Here is a 17,772-nt window from a genome sequence, read left to right as displayed (position 1 = left end):
TTCCCCCTGTAATTAAAAAATCCAATTCCAAATAGTGAATAGACCAACAACGGCAGAAAAGAGAAGGGAAGCAAGCAATGCTAGACAGCCAAAAGGAACTAGCTTATCTTGCCATGTTTCTTTATACTCATAAATTAACTCCTCTGCTACTTTCTTCTGCACTGAAGATAAAGGTTGATCTTTATACAAACCTTTTATATGGTTAGAATCGCCTTTAAACTTTAAAGCACGTGCAATATGATGAGGACTATTTCCCATTGATTTTTCAAATAATAAACATGATTCATGCATAATATCTGTTTTATGCTCTTCTAGATACCAGTAACGTCCAGCCATTTCTGGATATTGTAATGTATAATAAATATCTCCGAGTTGTTTTCGAAGATGTAATTCATTTGGGTATGTAAAGATGAGGCCGTGCAATCTATCTCTTGCTTTTCCAAGATTATTATTTTCAATATCCTCTTCAATTCTTTTTAATGTTTTTCTAGGAATTTTATTGGTCATAAACTCCTCCTTATTTAGAATAGAGATAAGTATATTTTATAAGAAATACTAAAAATTAGAAATTCTATTTTCGAAAAAGATTGTACATTTTATTTTAATGTGCTATGATGATGTCAGTTGAATAGTTAAATTAAGCAATCCATATGTTATCAAGTGCTGAAAACGAACGAGAAAAAGTATGTGAGAACTAGTTTATGTTTCGTATTTGATAATGTGTGGATTCTTTTTTTAGACAGGAAGACTAAAAAATTTAAAATTTGTATTTTCTTAGGAGGAAATAATTATGGCAGTAACAGGACAAGTAAAATGGTTTAACAACGAAAAAGGTTTCGGTTTCATCGAAGTTCCAGGCGAAAACGACGTATTCGTACACTTCTCAGCAATCGAAACTGACGGTTTCAAATCTTTAGAAGAAGGTCAAAAAGTTAGCTTCGAAATCGAAGACGGTAACCGTGGACCTCAAGCTAAAAACGTAATCAAACTATAATTTTATAGTTGATGATGGAAAAAAGGATGGCTAATGCCATCCTTTTTTTGTTGTGGGGAAAGTTTTTTCAGAGCCTGTTTTTATATCTAAATCTCTTTTTCTATGTTACAACGGGTGAAAAATTATCTGGAATGCGTATTAGTTTCTGTAGAAGAATTAGTTCAGCAAGAGCATTTGCTGCGTATGATAGTAAATAACTATAAATTTGTATTCTCTATTGAAATAGGGGAATCTTTTTCAGATAGACCTTGAGTAACATCTTTTTTGTTAGCATTGTTGTTGGAATTTTGTACGTTTTGAGATGATGTTTCTAACAGTTGTTCTTGTTCCTTACTAGGGGTATTCAGAGCATCTGAGGGAATGCTATTAACCTGCTGATTTAATGGATTTTCTTTATCCATAGTATACAACTCCTTTTTAGAATTCGATAAAAAGCAATGTAATTATAAATAGCTACTTATATATATTGTGTTTTTGAATGACATTATATACAAAACTTATATTACAAAGTTAACTAATTAACGAATTGTTAGTGATGGATAAAGATGTACAAATTTGAAGTGTTTAATAAAAATTAAAAGCGGGTAACAAGTAATACTCTTTCTCATGTTTTATATAAGGATCATATTACAAATCAAAAAAGATGTAGAGAACCTTGGAAGAAAATATAGTCGTTTTTTAGGGGGAAGAAGAATAAATAAAATGATACTACGAATGTAAAAAGGCATTCCATAAAGGAAGGCCTTTTATTGTTCTTGTCATGATTTTGTCTTCTCACGTTTTTTACATTCTGGACATTTTGATTTACGAAACGGTTTAGCAAAGAATAGCAGAATGAAAAATAAACCGAATATAATACTAGCTGAGTTTTTCACGATAATGACGCTACTATTTTTCATTTGAATCGATGGTTGGATCTCTTTTTCTTCCATAGTGGCCCTCCATATATTGGATTTACATTTTAATTATAGCAAAGTTAATTGTTTTCATGATGTGAAAATAGGAAGGGATAATAAATATTTATAGGTAGTATAAATGCTGTTTTTATAACTTTAAAATTAAATCATTACTATATCGTGATTTTTTTATTTAACAAATGTTTGATAAATGATAAAAAATTGTAAAAAAGCGGAACTTGTAAGCTATTTCCTTTTCATAGATGCTAAAATTATATATGCAGCTGCTAATATAAATGGAAAAAAGGAGATAATGGAGTATGGAAAGTAAAGTGGAACGCTATGTCGAAAATTATGTTGTAACGAAAAATACGATGGCCTTACTTCCTGTTATTCTAAGTGAAAAGAAAATTGTTACGCGAGTCGTTGAAATGAATGATTCTTTTTTCGTATTTCAAAAACCTCTAGATATTATAGAAAGAAGTTGCCGCAAGCATGGCTCTAGTTTCTTAGGCAGAAAAGAAGGAACGAAAGAGTTAACTCATATTACACATAAAGCACCGATTGCGATTAGTCCAGCAGATCAACTTTATTTTTTCCCTACCTATTCTTACTCTAGAAAAGAGTGTGCTTGGTTGTCTCATTTTTATATTGAAAGTAATAAAGAATTAAAAGATGGAAATCTTATTATTAGATTTATAAATGGCTTTGCTGTGAAATTAGAGATATCAAAAACTAGTTTTGAAAATCAACAAAATCGTACAGCAAAATTACGTACTGAATATGAAGATCGTAGGAAAAAACAAGGGAATCCTTGTTTTAAAGAGGTTGATAAAAAAGAGGAATCAACATTAAGACCCGCTTATGAGAGTGTGTATTTTGTAAAGGAAGGCGAAGTGTGAAAGGATGGGGGAATCCCCATTCTTTTTTTGTTTATCCTGTTATTTGTGGGCAGTAAGACCCCGCCTCAAAATTCAGCGAAAGCAAAGAAGTTAAGCGGGGTATCAACAAAATCCCCACTGATTAAAGTTTCACTTTATCAGTCTTTGTAGGTAAGGCGATATATTAGAAAAACCGAGTTGTAATTGTTATATTTAGAAAATCACCATTGTAATTTCATTTACCGAAAAAATCAAAAAACAATCTAAATAACAAAACGAACGACACGTCCTGTCGAATATTGATAGATTATCATAGCTAAATAATGAAGGAATTCTTATGAAAGATATGGAAACTTTAATAAATACATCTCCATATGTCGTATCTACCATTTCCTCTTTCATATAAGCAATGATACAGTAGGGATAGTATTTAGAGTAAAGGGGTAAAGTGTAGAATGGATTTTCAGACAATCAAAGAGTATTTTTCACCAGAAAATATGGATCATATTGTTGAGAGTTATAAAGCGTTCGGACCACTTCTTGGTATTGGTTTACCGATGATAGAGGCGTTGATTCCAGCATTACCGCTTATCGTATTTGTACTGGCGAATGCTGTTGCATTTGGCTTTTGGCTCGGTTTTCTTTATTCATGGCTTGGATCAGTAATGGGTGCATTACTTGTCTTTTTCATCATCCGCCATTTTGGTCGCAGTCGTTTCTTTTCGTTTGTAAATAAGCATGAGAGAGTACGAAAAGCAATGGGGTGGATTGAAAGGAAAGGATTCGCACCGATTTTTGTTATATTTTGTTTTCCGTTTACACCGTCAGCGCTCATAAATGTTGTCGCTGGTTTATCCCGAATTAGTGTAAAACAGTTTGGTCTAGCGTTAGCATTCGGAAAACTTGTGATGATTTTTATTTTAACGTATATCGGTCATGATTTAATGTCATTTATTCATAATCCGGTGAAATCAGTTATTGTAGCGATTGGTATTTTTATTTTATGGTATGTCGGTAAGAAAATCGAAGTAAAGTTAGAACTACATTAAGAATAGTCTTCTTTGTAAAGGAAAGCTTCAGTATTAAAGGATAAGGGGAGAAGCAGATGAAGAAAACTTTGAAAAAAGAAGGCATGGAGTGGATACGAACAATTTTAATTGGTGTATTATTAGCTGTATTTTTTCGAACGTTTTTCTTTTCAACGTATGTTGTAGAGGGGAAGTCAATGATGCCGACATTGCAAGATGGCAATATGCTAGTTGTAAATAAGGTGAGTTATCAAGTTGGGGACTTGAACAGATTTGACGTTGTGGTATTTCATGCGAATAAAAAAGAGGACTATGTAAAGCGGATTATCGGTTTACCTGGAGATCATATTGAATATAAGCAGGATAAGTTATATATAAACGGTCAATTTATTGATGAGCCGTATTTAGAGAAGTATAAGAAAGAGATAAACGGAAGGCAACTAACAGGCGACTTTACATTAGAAGAGTTAACGAAAGAAAAACTGGTGCCACCTGGGTTTATTTTTGTAGTAGGTGATAACCGGCTCGGGAGCTGGGATAGTAGACACTTTGGCTTTGTAAAAGCTGATACAGTCGTCGGTAAAGTTGATTTGCGATATTGGCCAATTCAAGAGGTGCAAACGAATTTTTCAAAAGGTTGATATAATAGATAGAAGTATAGAAAAAGGCAAACAACTCAGTTTGTCTTTTTTCGTGTCCTATAATACAATTATAGTAGCAAACTAACGTTCGTTATGTAAGTGAAAGGTGGGGTTACATGTCACTTCGATTTGTGATTGGTAGAGCGGGAAGTGGAAAAAGTACACTTTGTTTACGCGAAGTGCAAGAAGAGTTAAAACAACGCCCGAGAGGGAAAACAATATTATATCTTGTGCCAGAACAGATGACATTCCAGACGCAGCAGGCGTTAATTGGAAGTGAGGATGTAAGAGGTTCTATTCGGGCACAAGTTTTTAGTTTTTCACGATTAGCGTGGAAGGTACTGCAAGAAGTTGGCGGAGCGAGTCGTCTTCATATTGATGAAGCTGGTGTACATATGTTACTCCGTAAAATTGTAGAGTCTCGTAAAGATGGATTATCGGTGTTCCAAAAAGCAGCGGAGCAAAACGGTTTCTTTGAACATCTTGGCAGTATGATTGCAGAGTTTAAACGTTACAATGTAACGCCATCTAACGTATATGAAATGTGGCAACAATTAGATGCGCATAGTAGCAGTGCCGAACAAAAGTTACTAGCGAATAAAGTGTATGATTTACAGCTATTATACGATGATTTTGAACGTGCTTTAATTGGAAAATACTTAGATTCAGAAGACTACCTGCAATTGCTAGTGGAAAAGCTTCCGCAGTCTGAATATGTAAATGGTGCGGAAATTTATATAGATGGATTTCATTCATTCTCCCCGCAAGAGTTAGAGATTGTAAGACAGCTTATGATTTGCGGAGCGAGAGTTACAATCACGTTAACGATAGATGAAAAAACGTTAGCGCAGCCAGTAAATGAACTCGATTTATTTTATGAAACGACGTTAACGTATGAAAAAATAAAACAAGTAGCGCGTGAAGAGAAAATAGAAATTGAAAAAACAATTCCACTTATGGAACAGCCGCGTTTTCATTCTCCGGCATTAGCGCATTTAGAAGCTCATTATGAAGCGCGTCCGAATGAAAAATTTAACGGTGAAGCGAGTGTAACGATTAGTACAGCTGCGAATTTACGAGCGGAGGTAGAAGGTGTTGCGCGTGAAATTCGTAAACTTGTTGCGAATGAAAAATATCGTTACCGGGATATTGCAGTGCTTCTTCGTAATGGGGAAAGTTATTACGATGTGATGCGAACGTTATTTACAGATTATAATATCCCGCACTTCATCGATGAAAAGCGCCCGATGTCACACCACCCATTAGTAGAATGTATTCGTTCTGCACTCGAGATTATTAGTGGGAATTGGCGTTATGATGCGGTGTTCCGTTGCGTGAAAACAGAGCTTTTATATCCATTAGACGTAAGAAAAGAAACGATGCGTGAAGAAATGGATGAATTTGAAAATTACTGTTTAGCGTACGGTGTACAAGGAAAGAGATGGACTTCAGAGGATCCATGGATGTATCGCCGTTATCGTTCTCTTGATGATACGAACGGGATGATCACAGACAGTGAACGTGAAATGGAAGAGAAAATAAATAGGTTACGTGACGTTGTAAGAACACCTGTTATTCGCATGCAAAAAAGGTTAAAGCGTGCAGGAACAGTTATGCAAATGTGTGAAGCAGTTTACTTATTTTTAGAAGAACTGGATGTTCCGAAAAAACTAGAAGAATTACGTATACGTGCAGAAGAAAGTGGAGATTTCTTATTTGCGACAGATCATGAACAAGTATGGGAAGAAGTAATGAGCCTTCTTGATACGTTTGTAGAGATGCTTGGTGAGGAGAAAATGTCTCTTTCTATGTTTACGGACGTTATGTCGACTGGTCTTGAGGCGCTTCAATTTGCTAACATTCCGCCGTCATTAGACCAAGTGTTAATTGCTAATATTGATCACTCCAGATTATCTGACGTGAAAGCAACGTTTATTATAGGTGTAAATGAGGGTGTTATTCCAGCAGCACCTATGGACGAAGGTATGCTTTCTGATGAAGAAAGAGAAGTTCTTGGTGCAGCAGGGATTGAATTAGGGCCAACGACGAGACAAACTTTGTTAGAAGAACAGTTCGTTATGTATCAAATGGTAACGAGAGCATCTGAGAAGCTATACATTTCATGCCCGCTTGCAGATGAAGAAGGAAAGACGTTACTTGCGTCTAGCTTTATTAAGAAAATAAAAAGAATGTTCCCTAATGTGAAAGATTCATTTATTACGAATGATGTAAACGATTTATCACGTTCAGAACAAATTTCATACGTAGCAACGCCAGAAGTAACGTTATCTTACGTTATGCAGCAACTACAAACGTGGAAGCGATACGGATTTGAAGGGAATTTAGACTTTTGGTGGGACGTATATAATTTCTACGTAACTTCAGATGAATGGAAACAAAAAAGCAGCCGCGTCTTATCAAGTTTATTCTATCGAAATCGTGCGAAGAAATTAAGTACAGCAGTAAGTAGAGATTTATACGGAGATATAATTAAAGGAAGTGTCTCTCGTATGGAACTATTTAACCGTTGTGCATACGCTCATTTTGCGCAGCACGGTTTATCGCTTAGAGAGCGTGATATTTTCAAGCTTGATGCGCCAGACATCGGCGAATTATTCCATGCGGCATTAAAGAAAATTGCGGACAAGTTATTGCGTGAAAACCGTACTTGGGCGGATTTATCCATAAAAGAGTGTGAGCATCTTTCTGTTTTAGTAATAGAAGAAATCGCACCGTTATTACAACGACAAATTTTATTAAGTTCAAACCGTCATTTCTATTTAAAACAAAAACTACAACAAATCATTTTCCGTACTTCAATCATTCTTCGTGAACATGCGAAGTCAAGCGGATTCGTACCAGTTGATTTAGAAGTGCCGTTCGGTATGGGTGGTACAGGATCACTTCCGCCGATGGAATTCTCATTACCAAATGGTGTGAAGATGGAAGTAGTCGGTCGTATTGACCGTGTTGATAAGGCAGAAGATGAAAACGGGACGTTCTTACGTATTATTGATTATAAATCAAGTTCAAAAGCGTTAGATTTAACGGAAGTGTATTACGGATTAGCACTTCAAATGTTAACGTATTTAGATGTCGTTACTTCGAATGCACAGACGTGGATGAAAAAAGGCCACGCAGCATCACCAGCTGGTGTATTGTATTTCCATATTCATAACCCAATCGTTGAGATGAAAGGTGACGCATCTGAAGCTGAAATTGAAAAAGAAATTTTAAAGAAATTTAAAATGAAAGGACTCGTATTAGGAGATGCTGACGTTGTTCGTTTAATGGATAACAAACTTTCAACAGGAAGCTCAGATATTATTTCTGCTGGCCTGAAAAAAGACGGTAGCTTTAGTGCGCGTTCAAGTATTGCAAGTGAGCAAGAGTTTAACGTACTGCAAAAATATGTACACCATACGTTTGAAAATATCGGAAAAGATATTACAGAAGGTGTTATCGATATTGCTCCTTATAAAATGGGAAATAAAGCAGCATGTACGTTCTGTAACTTCAAGTCTGTTTGTCAATTTGATGAGTCACTGGAAGATAATCAGTTCCGATCGTTAAAAGATATGAAAGATAGCGAAGCGATGGAGAAAATAAGAGAGGAGGTTGGCGGAGAATGATAGAAAATTGTCCTAAAAAACCAGAAGGTAGTCAATGGACAGATGACCAGTGGAAAGCTGTTGTAGCGAACGGGCGTGATATTTTAGTTGCGGCTGCAGCTGGATCAGGTAAAACAGCAGTATTAGTTGAACGTATTATTAAAAAGATTATTAATGAAGAGAATCCAGTCGATGTCGACCGCCTGCTCGTTGTAACATTTACGAATGCAGCAGCGCAAGAGATGAAAAACCGAATCGGGGAAGCGTTAGAAAAGGTATTAATTGATGAACCAGGTTCTCAACACGTAAGAAAGCAGCTGAGCCTATTAAATAAAGCTTCCATTTCAACAATTCACTCATTTTGTTTACAAGTAATTAGAGGATATTACTACATGCTTGATGTTGATCCTCGTTTCCGTATTGCGAATCAAACAGAAAATGAATTGTTAAAAGAAGAAGTGCTAGATGACATATTAGAAGAAGAGTACGGAATCGAAGATAATACAATCTTCTTTGAACTTGTTGATCGTTATACGAGTGACCGTAGTGATGATGACTTACAACGTATGATTTTAGTGCTTCATACAGAGTCAAGAGCGCATCCAAATCCGGAAAAATGGCTTGATAAATTAGTAGAAGCATATGACGTAGAAGGAAAGACAATTGAAGATTTAGTGTATGCTTCTTATTTATTAGAAGATGTGAAATTCCAGCTTGAAACAGCGGAACAGCATATTCGTAAGGCAACTGAACTCGCAATGCTTCCTGACGGTCCAGCGCCTCGCATTGAAACCCTGCAAGCAGATGTAGCATTACTTGGAACGCTATCATCAGCTGCTCGTGAGTCATGGACAAGTGTGTATGAAGCGATGCAAAACGTATCGTGGCAAACGTTAAAGCGTATTAAGAAAAGTGATTACAATGAAGATGTTGTAAAACAAGTAGACTCTCTTCGTAATAAAGCGAAAGATGAAGTGAAGAAATTACAAGAAGAGTTATTTAGCCGCAAACCTGAAAGTTTCTTACGAGATTTTCAAGATATGCACCCAGTATTAGAAAAGCTTGTTCAACTTGTAAAAGTATTTACAGAGCGTTTCCAAGCGATGAAGAGAGATAAAGGAATGGTCGATTTCACAGATTTAGAGCATTTCTGTTTACAAATTTTAAGTGAACAAAGTGAAAATGGTGAAATGAATCCGTCAGCAGTGGCGCTCCAATATCGTAATAAATTTGCTGAAGTATTAGTCGATGAATATCAAGATACGAATTTCGTACAAGAATCGATTATTAAATTCGTAACGAAAGATTCTGAGAGTGAAGGAAACTTGTTCATGGTTGGTGACGTAAAGCAGTCGATTTATCGTTTCCGACTAGCCGAGCCAGGACTATTCCTAGGAAAATATAAACGCTTCACACAAGAAGGATTAGGCGGCGGAATGAAGATTGACTTAGCGAAAAACTTCCGTAGTCGTCATGAAGTACTAGCAGGTACGAACTTTATTTTCAAACAAATTATGGGCGAAGAAGTTGGGGAAATTGACTACGATGCTGACGCTGAACTAAAGCTAGGTGCTACCTATCCAGAAGGTGAAGATGTAGCAGCAGAATTACTATGTATTCAGCAAACGGAAGAAGAAGTAATAGACGGTGAAGAAGGTGCAGAAGTCGAAAAAGCACAGCTTGAAGCTCGCCTTATGGCGCAGCGCATTAAAGCGATGGTTGATTCCGGTTATGAAGTGTATGACCGTAAAAATGATAGTATGCGTCCGGTACAATACCGCGACTTCGTTATTTTACTTCGCTCCATGCCGTGGGCCCCGCAAATTATGGAAGAGTTAAAATTACAAGGAATTCCAGTATACGCTGACCTCGCGACTGGTTATTTTGAAGCGACAGAAGTAAATATTATGATGAACGTATTCCGCGTTATTGATAATCCGATGCAAGATATTCCGCTTGCCGCTGTACTTCGTTCCCCAATCGTTGGATTGAGCGATGAAGAACTTGCAACGCTTCGTGCTCATGGAAAGAAAGGCTCGTTTTATGAAGTAATGAGCTCATTCTTAAAAGGGGCACCGCTTGAAGAGGAGCAAGAACTTCATGATAAATTAGAGTGGTTTTATAACTTACTGCAAGGATGGCGTGAATTCGCCCGTCAACAATCACTTTCTGATTTAATTTGGAAAGTGTACGGTGAGACAGGTTATTACGACTTCGTTGGCGGTTTACCGGCTGGAAAGCAAAGGCAGGCAAACTTACGCGTACTATATGACCGCGCAAGACAATATGAAGCAACATCATTTAGAGGATTATTCCGCTTCTTACGTTTTATTGAACGTATTTTAGAACGCGGTGATGATATGGGTACGGCGAGGGCTCTCGGTGAACAAGAAGACGTTGTTCGCATTATGACAATTCATAAAAGTAAAGGGTTAGAGTTCCCAGTTGTATTTGTAGCTGGACTCGGTCGTCGTTTTAATACACAAGACTTAATGAAACGTTTCTTATTGCATAAAGATTTCGGTTTCGGTTCGCAATTTATCGATCCGCGTAAACGAATTAAATATACAACATTATCACAGCTTGCGATTAAGCGTAAAATGAAAATGGAATTAATTGCGGAAGAAATGCGCGTACTATACGTAGCATTGACGCGTGCGAAAGAGAAGTTAATTTTAATCGGCACAGTTAAGGATGCAAATAAGGAAATGGAAAAATGGCTTGATGCGAGGGAACATAGTGAATGGTTATTACCAGATCACATACGTGCTGGAGCGTCTTGTTATTTAGACTGGATTGCACCTTCATTATATAGACACCGTGATAGTGAAATGCTTCTTGAATTAGGACAAGGAAGTATTCCAGATGAAATTTACGAGTATGACACTAGCTGGAAAGTAGAAGTTGTGGACGGTAACACGCTACTTGCACCAGAGCCAGTTCAAGAAGAGAAACAAGAATTGTTAGAAGCGCTTCGTGAGAAACAGGCTGTTCCCCTGCAAAGTGAACGGAAAGAAGAAGTGTACGACAGATTAATGTGGAAGTACGGATATGAGGATGCGACATCTCATCGTGCGAAGCAATCTGTTACAGAAATAAAGAGAAATTATCAATCTGAAGAAGGTAGCGATAACGCCTTTATTAAAAAACTACGTGCACCAATTAAAACACGCCCGCGATTTATGGAGAAAAAAGGGTTAACGTACGCAGAGCGCGGAACAGCAGTCCATGCCGTTATGCAGCATGTTGATTTGAAGAAGCCGATTACGGTTGAAGTTCTTCAAGAGCAAATTGCTGGAATGGTAAATAAGGAATTATTAACATTCGAGCAGGCGGAAGAAATAGCGATTGAAAAAGTAATTTCATTCTTTGACAGTGACTTAGGTAAAAGGGTATTAGCGGCGAAAAGTGTTGAGCGTGAAGTACCATTTACGATGATGCTTGCAGCAGAAGAAGCATATCAAGATTGGCAAGGGAAGAGCGGGGAAATGATTCTTGTCCAAGGGGTTATCGACTGCATGATTGAAGAGGAAGATGGCATTACGTTAATCGACTTCAAAACAGATACGATTGAAGGGAAATTCCCAGGCGGATTCGAACAAGCGAAACCAATTTTAGAAGATCGATATAAAGTGCAGCTTTCTTTATATGCAAAAGCACTGGAGAAAAGCTTACAACATCCTGTAAAAGAGAAATGTTTATACTTCTTTGATGGGAATCACGTTGTAAATATTGAAGAATAGAGGGGCTTGAAAATGGTAACGGAAAAAACGTTAAGAACTTGTGAACAGGGACACGAGTACTATAAAAGTAGCGATTGTCCAACTTGCCCAGTCTGTGAGAAAGAGAGAAAACCAAAAGAAGGTTTTCTCTCTCTTCTTTCAGCGCCAGCAAGAAGGGCATTAGAGCACCGTGGAATTCAAACTGTAGAAGAACTCTCAAAATATAGTGAAAAAGAAATTTTAAAACTGCATGGTATGGGACCTGCGTCTTTGCCGAAGCTTAGGAAGGCTTTGGAGGAGAGTGGGTTATCATTTAAATAAAATAGTGCCTCTTCACTACTTACTTGTTTATACCACTATTTGTGGACAGTCAAGCTCTTGCTTATTAAAATTTCATTTTAATAATTTTGAATTAGATAAAAGAAAAAAGTAGGAGAATATCTCCTACTTTTTTTACGCTGTTCCAATCTGATCTTGATCTGCCACATCAGAATCAAATGTATTCGTTGCACTAACACCGTTAAACGTATTCACGACAAATCCAACATTGGAAGCTCCGGACCCATTATAAGCTTTCGTGTTTTCTTTCGGAGAAACGTTATAAAAATCTCCTAAATTGAAAGAACCGTTACTGTTTTGAACGACGAGATTTCCAACAACAGAAGGCATATCCATCCACCTACTTTACTAAACTTTGTAATTACTATATGAATTATTGTGCGGAAGGTTCATCTGTAATATATTGGCGGATTTGCATAATACGAGAGTTATTAAAAACATAATCAACATTTCCAATTTGAAATCCACCAGAGTTTAAAAGTGTGCGCAATTCAACGTTATTCACTTCAATAAAAGGGCATTCATTTACAATATTTAATTTTACATCTGTCGTTCGTTTTGGAATTGTAATGTGTTCATCTGTAAAGATTTCAAAAGCATCAAAGCTACCTTCTCCCCGTATATAACAAGGAATTTCACGGTGGACGGCAATAGCTCTACTTTTTAATTCCATTTGATTGGCATCTCCAACTTGAAATACGGCAGCAATCCCTAACGAAACAATAGAAACATTTTGGACAATAGACACATGATGCAACATAATTTTTCAGTCTCCTTAACCTGGAGTAGGAGGGACATCTGTTACTAATGGTACAAATGGACCCTCTGTAACTGTTTCAAATGGTGTATCGAGAATAGAAGATAGAATGAGGAGATTTGCATCTCCAATTAAAAAGAGTGCGGACGACGATACACCGTTCATTTTAATCTGTCCGACTTTTAACTCACGGTTTACAACGTTAAGGTTCATACCTACTTACTCCTTTCGGAAATTTCCCGGTATGTGCTGAATAAAGGAGAGAAAGGCTTTGTCAATATCTTGTTTCATTGCCTGAATAATGATATCTCGTAAATAGTCTGGATCTGTTGAAATACCTTCATATGATTGCGCTTGTGATAAATAATAAGGGAGTCGATGCTCCATCTGTTTTTTTATGTCATCCACCATCATTTGTCGATACATTTCATCAAGCGGTGTTCTCTCTTCTTGTTCAAAATGGAGAATACGATTATATGCTTCTTCATCTAAGTATCGATGCATTTCTTGGAGGATACCTTGATAAAAGTCTGGGTTTGTTTCGGTTTCAGGGTTTACCTTCAATGTTTCTGTATCCACTTGAAAATCTTCAATTTGTTGTCCTTTTGCTGAAAATGGGTTTAAACCAATATTTAAAGTACCATTTAAATTTTCGACTTTTAATTGATCGAATTTGTATTCCACTTTTCCTACAGAAGAGGAGGGGCGATTTTTTAATTCGTTAAGCTCTTCTTGGAGTTGGCGCACTTGATCTTCTAAATTCAGGATGGTTGCTTGTTGTGTTTGAAGAGCTTGTTGAAGTTGGTGTAAGTAAGTATATATATCTTGATTCATTTGTGAAACCTCCTTTTCAATAGGGAGGGTAAAAATATTCCTGCTATATATTTATGACAAGGATGTCTTAAGAAGAACTAGTTGATGGTTTGATAGAAATAATTTGTCCTTTCGCCTGTAATGGGCGAAGCGGTTCCGTAAATCCGCCCGTATTTGAAAATTTAGATAGGGCTTTAATACTTCCGGCAGTACCAATTTGGAACACAGAAGAGGTTGTAATGCTATCAATTTTAATACTGTTGATGATGATACTTTGGTTTACATAAAAATTCAATGCAATTGCCTCCTTTAAGTTGAGCCAATTATCGCTTGATCGATTACATCTGAATCGTTGACAGTCGTTGCACTTTGATAATTGTAGACAGAAACATTATCTCCAACGTTGAAAGAGCCGGCCCCGGCGAAAGCACGTGAGTAACTAATAGGCCTAATCGCAAATACATCTCCAATATGAAAAATACCACTTGATCCAATATTGACGATACGAATATGTCCGACCATAGCTGGCATACAAAACACCCTTCGCTTTTAAAATTTTCTTTTCTACTATTGTATGGGCGTTTCCAATAAAATGTGTATTTTTTTGAAATAAAAGAAACACACGCATTATTGCGTGTGTGTTTTGAACGTTTGATTAGGGTGTAAATCCGTATGTACATGACAAATTACATTTAAGAGCCTGTCCAGTTCTTGGCTACAATCCACTGTTTTTTGAGAAGTCATTCCATAGCGTTCAGCAAAATAAATCATTTTTTCACGTTTTTTTTCAATCGCTTGCTCAAACATTGAAATCGGCTCCATCTCTAAATGAAATTTTTAGTATATATGTAGTACATATTATACAAAAACTTCATAAAAAAGAAATGCATTCGCTAAAAAAAGTAAAATTTCTACATTTTATGCCAAATGATAAAGGGGTAACGAATAGGGGATGAGAAGAATATTGTAAAAATTAGCGTGCATGAGAAGGTTTTTTTCTTGCGGATGCGAATACAATTAAAGGGTATGAGTTTTAGGATGGAGAGTGGAAATATTGCGTTTTGTAACGGCGAAGAAAGAAGAAAAGGTATTTGTAGGTATTGTAGATGAAGAAGAAGAAAAGGTATTACACTTAAGAGAAGCGCAAAGACAAAAAGGGGAAAAGGTTACAATCCCTATTACAATGTTAGAGTGTATTGAAAGAGGGACTGAATGCTTTGAGAAAGTATGTGAAATTGTAAATTGGGCAAAAGAGAACGGGGAAGCGGCGTATTATCCGTTAACAGAGGTGAAAATATTAGCGCCGATTCCAAGGCCAAGAAAGAATATTTTGTGCGTTGGAAAAAACTATCGTGAGCATGCGGTAGAAATGGGCGGAGTAGAGTCTATTCCAGAAAATATAATGATCTTTACGAAAGCACCAACAACAGTTATTGGCATAAATGAGCAAATTAATGGTCACCCTCATGCAACGGACGAACTAGATTACGAAGGAGAATTAGCTATCATTATTGGTAAGCGAGGGAAACAAATAAAAAAAGAAAAAGCGCTTGAGCATGTTTTTGGTTATACGATTATCAATGATGTAACAGCTCGAGACATTCAAAGAAAACATAAACAGTTTTTCCTTGGGAAAAGCTTCGATACATTTTGTCCGATGGGACCGTATTTAATTCATAAATCGGTGGTTAATGCGCCGAATGCATTGCACATTGAAACGGTAGTAAATGGAGAAGTAAGGCAAACTTCTAACACAAATAAAATGATTTTTTCAATAGAAGAAATTATTTCAACGATAAGTAAAGGAATGACTTTAGAACCAGGCGATATTATCGCAACAGGAACGCCGGCTGGTGTCGGAAAAGGTTTTACACCACCGAAGTTTTTACATGCTGGTGATGAAGTGGTCATTACAGTAGAAGGAATTGGTACTTTACGAAATGTAGTGAAATAAAGAAAAGAGCTATCTTGTTAAAAGATAGCTCTTTTTTATGGCCTTGGGTTATAGAGGTAATCGATAACGGCAAAAGTGTAAAGACCAATGAATGCAAGTGTACAAATGCCAAATAGTATAACCGTAAGTGCGCTTTTTTCTCGTCCAAAACCAATGATAGTAAGAATAACAGCAGTCCAAAATGATGCTTTCAGTAGTGTGAGTGTAGTAGGAGTTGAGTAATGAAGCCATGTTGTGGAAAGTAGGAAACCAAAGAATGTAACTAAAATAAAAGCTGTAGCTAAATAGTTAATATGTTTACCATATCTTAATAGCATGTCGCACCTCCTTTACGATTTTAAAATACAGAAAATTACAATTTCATCTTAATATAAATGAATATAAAAAGAAAGAGGTTGTCCCAACATGTCGGACAACCTCTCTATCATTACGATAATACAGCTTTAATTTTTTGGAATGCCCACTCTAAATCTTCTTCAGAGATTACTAGAGGTGGTGCGATACGAATTACATTTTCGTGTGTTTCTTTACATAATAGACCAGCTGCTTTTAGTTGTTCACAGTAAGGACGAGCTGGCTCGTTTAATTCGATACCGATGAATAAACCTTTACCACGAACTTCAGTGATCATTGGGTTATCAATCTCTTTTAATTGCCCAACTAATTTTTCACCTAATTGAAGAGAACGCTCTGTTAATTTTTCTTCTTCTAACACTTCAAGAGCCGCGATAGAAACAGCACATGCAAGTGGATTACCACCGAATGTAGAACCGTGAGAACCTGGTTCAAATACACCTAAAATGTCGCGGTTTGCTGCTACGCAAGAGATTGGGAACACACCGCCGCCAAGTGCTTTACCAAGTATGTACATGTCAGGAGTTACATTGTCCCAGTCACAAGCAAATACTTTACCAGTACGGCCTAAGCCAGTTTGGATTTCATCTGCTACAAATAAAACGTTTTCTTTTTTACATACTTCAAAAGCTTCTTTTAAGTAACCAGCTGGTGGGATATTAATTCCTGCTTCACCTTGAATTGGCTCTAAAATGAATGCTGCTGTGTTTGGTGTAATTGCGGCTTTTAATGCTTCTAAATCACCGTAAGGAATTACAACGATGCCAGGAAGCATTGGACCGAATCCACGCTTGTACTCTTCATTTGAAGACATGGAAACAGAACCCATTGTACGTCCGTGGAAGTTATCTTCACAAACGATGATTTCAGCACGGTTTGCTTCCACTTTCTTCACATCATAAGCCCAGCGACGAACTGTTTTAATTGCAGTTTCAACAGCTTCAGCACCTGTATTCATTGGAAGTACCATTTCTTTATTAGTTAGTTTCGCAACTTTTTCGTACCAAGGACCTAATTGATCGCTATGGAAAGCACGAGAAGTTAACGTAACACGATTAGCTTGGTCAATTAAAGCGTTAATAATTTTCGGGTGACGATGACCTTGGTTTACTGCAGAATATGCACTTAATAAGTCCATATAGCGGTTTCCTTCAGGATCTTCTACCCAAACACCTTCTGCTTTAGAAATAACGATTGGAAGTGGGTGATAGTTATTTGCTCCGTATGTGTCTGTAAGTTCGATAATATCCTTAGTTTGAATCATGATTGTTCCCCCTTTTGTTATTACAAGAAGTTTGTAAATACTCTAAATATTATAGCATTTAAATGTAAAAAAGCGAAACATTTCCTGAAAATAAATGAACATGTTATCATATAGAGTGAAAAAGTGTGAAAAGAGGAGGTAAGGGATACGATGGTACATATGCATATTACAGCATGGGCGTTAGGTTTAATTTTATTCTTCGTTGCGTATTCACTTTATTCAGCAGGAAGAAAAGGGAAAGGTGTACATATGGGGCTTCGCCTAATGTATATCATTATTATTGTGACAGGCTTCATGTTGTACATGAGTATTGTGAAGACAGCAACAGGTAGCATGCACATGTGGTATGGCTTAAAAATGTTAGCTGGTATTTTAGTTATCGGTGGAATGGAAATGGTTCTTGTGAAAATGAGCAAAAACAAACCAACAGGGGCGGTTTGGGGCTTATTTATTGTTGCGCTAGTAGCAGTATTTTACCTTGGGCTGAAATTACCGATTGGCTGGAAAGTATTCTAATA

At 36.7% G+C, this 17,772-nt stretch carries 21 protein-coding genes; 9 read left to right on the top strand and 12 right to left on the bottom strand.

Annotated elements, in window-relative coordinates; all coding sequences use genetic code 11:
* Nucleotides 1–12: 12 nt before the first annotated feature.
* Nucleotides 13–507, bottom strand: a complete 495-nt coding sequence (locus HMAS_RS18445; RefSeq protein ID WP_000182396.1) for a DUF6584 family protein — start codon at nt 505–507, stop codon at nt 13–15.
* A 283-nt stretch (nt 508–790) separates the two neighbouring features.
* Between HMAS_RS18445 and cspA the strand changes: the two genes are divergently transcribed.
* Nucleotides 791–994: an RNA chaperone/antiterminator CspA gene (gene cspA, locus HMAS_RS18440; RefSeq protein ID WP_000301518.1), complete on the top strand. Its 204-nt coding sequence runs from the start codon at nt 791–793 to the stop codon at nt 992–994.
* A 197-nt stretch (nt 995–1,191) separates the two neighbouring features.
* Here cspA and HMAS_RS18435 read toward each other — a convergent pair whose 3' ends face one another.
* Together HMAS_RS18435 and HMAS_RS27755 are read right to left on the bottom strand one after the other, a co-directional pair.
* Nucleotides 1,192–1,395, bottom strand: a complete 204-nt coding sequence (locus tag HMAS_RS18435) for a hypothetical protein (protein ID WP_025709862.1) — start codon at nt 1,393–1,395, stop codon at nt 1,192–1,194.
* A gap of 357 nt (nt 1,396–1,752) precedes the next feature.
* Nucleotides 1,753–1,926 (bottom strand): hypothetical protein, encoded by a 174-nt coding sequence (locus HMAS_RS27755; protein WP_000391374.1) that lies wholly within the window; start codon nt 1,924–1,926, stop codon nt 1,753–1,755.
* 284 nt (nt 1,927–2,210) lie between these two features.
* On the opposite strand from HMAS_RS27755, the gene HMAS_RS18430 reads away from it, so the two are divergent.
* The 6 genes from HMAS_RS18430 to HMAS_RS18405 all read left to right on the top strand — a co-directional run bounded on the left by HMAS_RS18430 (nt 2,211) and on the right by HMAS_RS18405 (nt 12,094).
* Nucleotides 2,211–2,792, top strand: a complete 582-nt coding sequence (locus HMAS_RS18430) for a competence protein ComK (protein ID WP_000444443.1) — start codon at nt 2,211–2,213, stop codon at nt 2,790–2,792.
* Between the two features lie 434 nt (nt 2,793–3,226).
* Nucleotides 3,227–3,820 (top strand): TVP38/TMEM64 family protein, encoded by a 594-nt coding sequence (locus tag HMAS_RS18425; RefSeq protein ID WP_000347517.1) that lies wholly within the window; start codon nt 3,227–3,229, stop codon nt 3,818–3,820.
* Nucleotides 3,821–3,876: 56 nt separating this feature from the next.
* Nucleotides 3,877–4,440 (top strand): signal peptidase I, encoded by a 564-nt coding sequence (gene lepB, locus HMAS_RS18420; protein ID WP_000751919.1) that lies wholly within the window; start codon nt 3,877–3,879, stop codon nt 4,438–4,440.
* A 116-nt stretch (nt 4,441–4,556) separates the two neighbouring features.
* Nucleotides 4,557–8,072 (top strand): helicase-exonuclease AddAB subunit AddB, encoded by a 3,516-nt coding sequence (gene addB, locus HMAS_RS18415; protein ID WP_025709863.1) that lies wholly within the window; start codon nt 4,557–4,559, stop codon nt 8,070–8,072.
* A complete protein-coding gene (addA, locus tag HMAS_RS18410) occupies nt 8,069–11,794 on the top strand; it encodes a helicase-exonuclease AddAB subunit AddA (RefSeq protein ID WP_116344950.1) in 3,726 nt (1,241 codons plus the stop codon). Before addB ends, addA begins: the two co-directional genes overlap by 4 nt.
* A 12-nt stretch (nt 11,795–11,806) precedes the next feature.
* Entirely contained in the window at nt 11,807–12,094 is a 288-nt protein-coding gene (locus tag HMAS_RS18405) for an RNA polymerase alpha subunit C-terminal domain-containing protein (protein WP_000255728.1), read from the top strand.
* A gap of 132 nt (nt 12,095–12,226) precedes the next feature.
* Here HMAS_RS18405 and gerPF read toward each other — a convergent pair whose 3' ends face one another.
* The 7 genes from gerPF to HMAS_RS18370 form a co-directional block, all read right to left on the bottom strand.
* Nucleotides 12,227–12,442 (bottom strand): spore germination protein GerPF, encoded by a 216-nt coding sequence (gene gerPF / locus HMAS_RS18400; protein WP_001141566.1) that lies wholly within the window; start codon nt 12,440–12,442, stop codon nt 12,227–12,229.
* Between the two features lie 43 nt (nt 12,443–12,485).
* A complete protein-coding gene (locus HMAS_RS18395) occupies nt 12,486–12,872 on the bottom strand; it encodes a spore germination protein GerPE (RefSeq protein WP_000902333.1) in 387 nt (128 codons plus the stop codon).
* 15 nt (nt 12,873–12,887) lie between these two features.
* On the bottom strand, nt 12,888–13,082 hold the full coding sequence (gene gerPD, locus HMAS_RS18390; RefSeq protein ID WP_001052807.1) for a spore germination protein GerPD: 195 nt from the start codon (nt 13,080–13,082) through the stop codon (nt 12,888–12,890).
* Nucleotides 13,083–13,088: 6 nt separating this feature from the next.
* Nucleotides 13,089–13,703, bottom strand: coding sequence for a spore germination protein GerPC (gerPC, locus tag HMAS_RS18385; protein WP_025709865.1), 615 nt, complete (start codon nt 13,701–13,703; stop codon nt 13,089–13,091).
* A gap of 67 nt (nt 13,704–13,770) precedes the next feature.
* Nucleotides 13,771–13,977, bottom strand: coding sequence for a spore germination protein GerPB (gene gerPB / locus HMAS_RS18380; RefSeq protein WP_001012508.1), 207 nt, complete (start codon nt 13,975–13,977; stop codon nt 13,771–13,773).
* A 14-nt stretch (nt 13,978–13,991) separates the two neighbouring features.
* The gene (gene gerPA / locus HMAS_RS18375; protein WP_001111187.1) at nt 13,992–14,213 is read right to left on the bottom strand and encodes a spore germination protein GerPA; all 222 of its coding nucleotides are present in this window, start codon (nt 14,211–14,213) and stop codon (nt 13,992–13,994) included.
* A 96-nt stretch (nt 14,214–14,309) separates the two neighbouring features.
* Nucleotides 14,310–14,489 (bottom strand): aspartyl-phosphate phosphatase Spo0E family protein, encoded by a 180-nt coding sequence (locus tag HMAS_RS18370; protein ID WP_000462841.1) that lies wholly within the window; start codon nt 14,487–14,489, stop codon nt 14,310–14,312.
* A gap of 247 nt (nt 14,490–14,736) precedes the next feature.
* Between HMAS_RS18370 and HMAS_RS18365 the strand changes: the two genes are divergently transcribed.
* On the top strand, nt 14,737–15,636 hold the full coding sequence (locus HMAS_RS18365) for a fumarylacetoacetate hydrolase family protein (RefSeq protein WP_001213071.1): 900 nt from the start codon (nt 14,737–14,739) through the stop codon (nt 15,634–15,636).
* 35 nt (nt 15,637–15,671) lie between these two features.
* Here the strand turns inward: HMAS_RS18365 and HMAS_RS18360 are convergent, their stop codons facing one another.
* Complete coding sequence (locus HMAS_RS18360; RefSeq protein WP_000926857.1) at nt 15,672–15,953, bottom strand: hypothetical protein; 282 nt, start codon at nt 15,951–15,953, stop codon at nt 15,672–15,674.
* A gap of 110 nt (nt 15,954–16,063) precedes the next feature.
* Nucleotides 16,064–17,254 (bottom strand): ornithine aminotransferase, encoded by a 1,191-nt coding sequence (gene rocD / locus HMAS_RS18355; RefSeq protein ID WP_000616658.1) that lies wholly within the window; start codon nt 17,252–17,254, stop codon nt 16,064–16,066.
* A gap of 150 nt (nt 17,255–17,404) precedes the next feature.
* Here rocD and HMAS_RS18350 point away from each other — a divergent pair, with 150 nt between their 5' ends.
* A complete protein-coding gene (locus HMAS_RS18350) occupies nt 17,405–17,770 on the top strand; it encodes a YisL family protein (protein ID WP_000233494.1) in 366 nt (121 codons plus the stop codon).
* The last annotated feature ends 2 nt before the right edge of the window (nt 17,771–17,772 follow it).

This window comes from Bacillus sp. HMA207, assembly GCF_003402455.1.
GTDB classification, from domain to species: domain Bacteria; phylum Bacillota; class Bacilli; order Bacillales; family Bacillaceae_G; genus Bacillus_A; species Bacillus_A cereus.
This window is presented reverse-complemented; position numbering and strand designations above follow the sequence as displayed.

Coding starts and splice junctions, on each gene's coding strand:
- HMAS_RS18445 (WP_000182396.1), bottom strand. CDS start 507: ATGACCAATAAAATTCCTAGAAAAACATTAAAAAGAATTGAAGAGGAT.
- cspA (WP_000301518.1), top strand. CDS start 791: ATGGCAGTAACAGGACAAGTAAAATGGTTTAACAACGAAAAAGGTTTC.
- HMAS_RS18435 (WP_025709862.1), bottom strand. CDS start 1,395: ATGGATAAAGAAAATCCATTAAATCAGCAGGTTAATAGCATTCCCTCA.
- HMAS_RS27755 (WP_000391374.1), bottom strand. CDS start 1,926: ATGGAAGAAAAAGAGATCCAACCATCGATTCAAATGAAAAATAGTAGC.
- HMAS_RS18430 (WP_000444443.1), top strand. CDS start 2,211: ATGGAAAGTAAAGTGGAACGCTATGTCGAAAATTATGTTGTAACGAAA.
- HMAS_RS18425 (WP_000347517.1), top strand. CDS start 3,227: ATGGATTTTCAGACAATCAAAGAGTATTTTTCACCAGAAAATATGGAT.
- lepB (WP_000751919.1), top strand. CDS start 3,877: ATGAAGAAAACTTTGAAAAAAGAAGGCATGGAGTGGATACGAACAATT.
- addB (WP_025709863.1), top strand. CDS start 4,557: ATGTCACTTCGATTTGTGATTGGTAGAGCGGGAAGTGGAAAAAGTACA.
- addA (WP_116344950.1), top strand. CDS start 8,069: ATGATAGAAAATTGTCCTAAAAAACCAGAAGGTAGTCAATGGACAGAT.
- HMAS_RS18405 (WP_000255728.1), top strand. CDS start 11,807: ATGGTAACGGAAAAAACGTTAAGAACTTGTGAACAGGGACACGAGTAC.
- gerPF (WP_001141566.1), bottom strand. CDS start 12,442: ATGCCTTCTGTTGTTGGAAATCTCGTCGTTCAAAACAGTAACGGTTCT.
- HMAS_RS18395 (WP_000902333.1), bottom strand. CDS start 12,872: ATGTTGCATCATGTGTCTATTGTCCAAAATGTTTCTATTGTTTCGTTA.
- gerPD (WP_001052807.1), bottom strand. CDS start 13,082: ATGAACCTTAACGTTGTAAACCGTGAGTTAAAAGTCGGACAGATTAAA.
- gerPC (WP_025709865.1), bottom strand. CDS start 13,703: ATGAATCAAGATATATATACTTACTTACACCAACTTCAACAAGCTCTT.
- gerPA (WP_001111187.1), bottom strand. CDS start 14,213: ATGCCAGCTATGGTCGGACATATTCGTATCGTCAATATTGGATCAAGT.
- HMAS_RS18370 (WP_000462841.1), bottom strand. CDS start 14,489: ATGTTTGAGCAAGCGATTGAAAAAAAACGTGAAAAAATGATTTATTTT.
- HMAS_RS18360 (WP_000926857.1), bottom strand. CDS start 15,953: ATGCTATTAAGATATGGTAAACATATTAACTATTTAGCTACAGCTTTT.
- rocD (WP_000616658.1), bottom strand. CDS start 17,254: ATGATTCAAACTAAGGATATTATCGAACTTACAGACACATACGGAGCA.
- HMAS_RS18350 (WP_000233494.1), top strand. CDS start 17,405: ATGGTACATATGCATATTACAGCATGGGCGTTAGGTTTAATTTTATTC.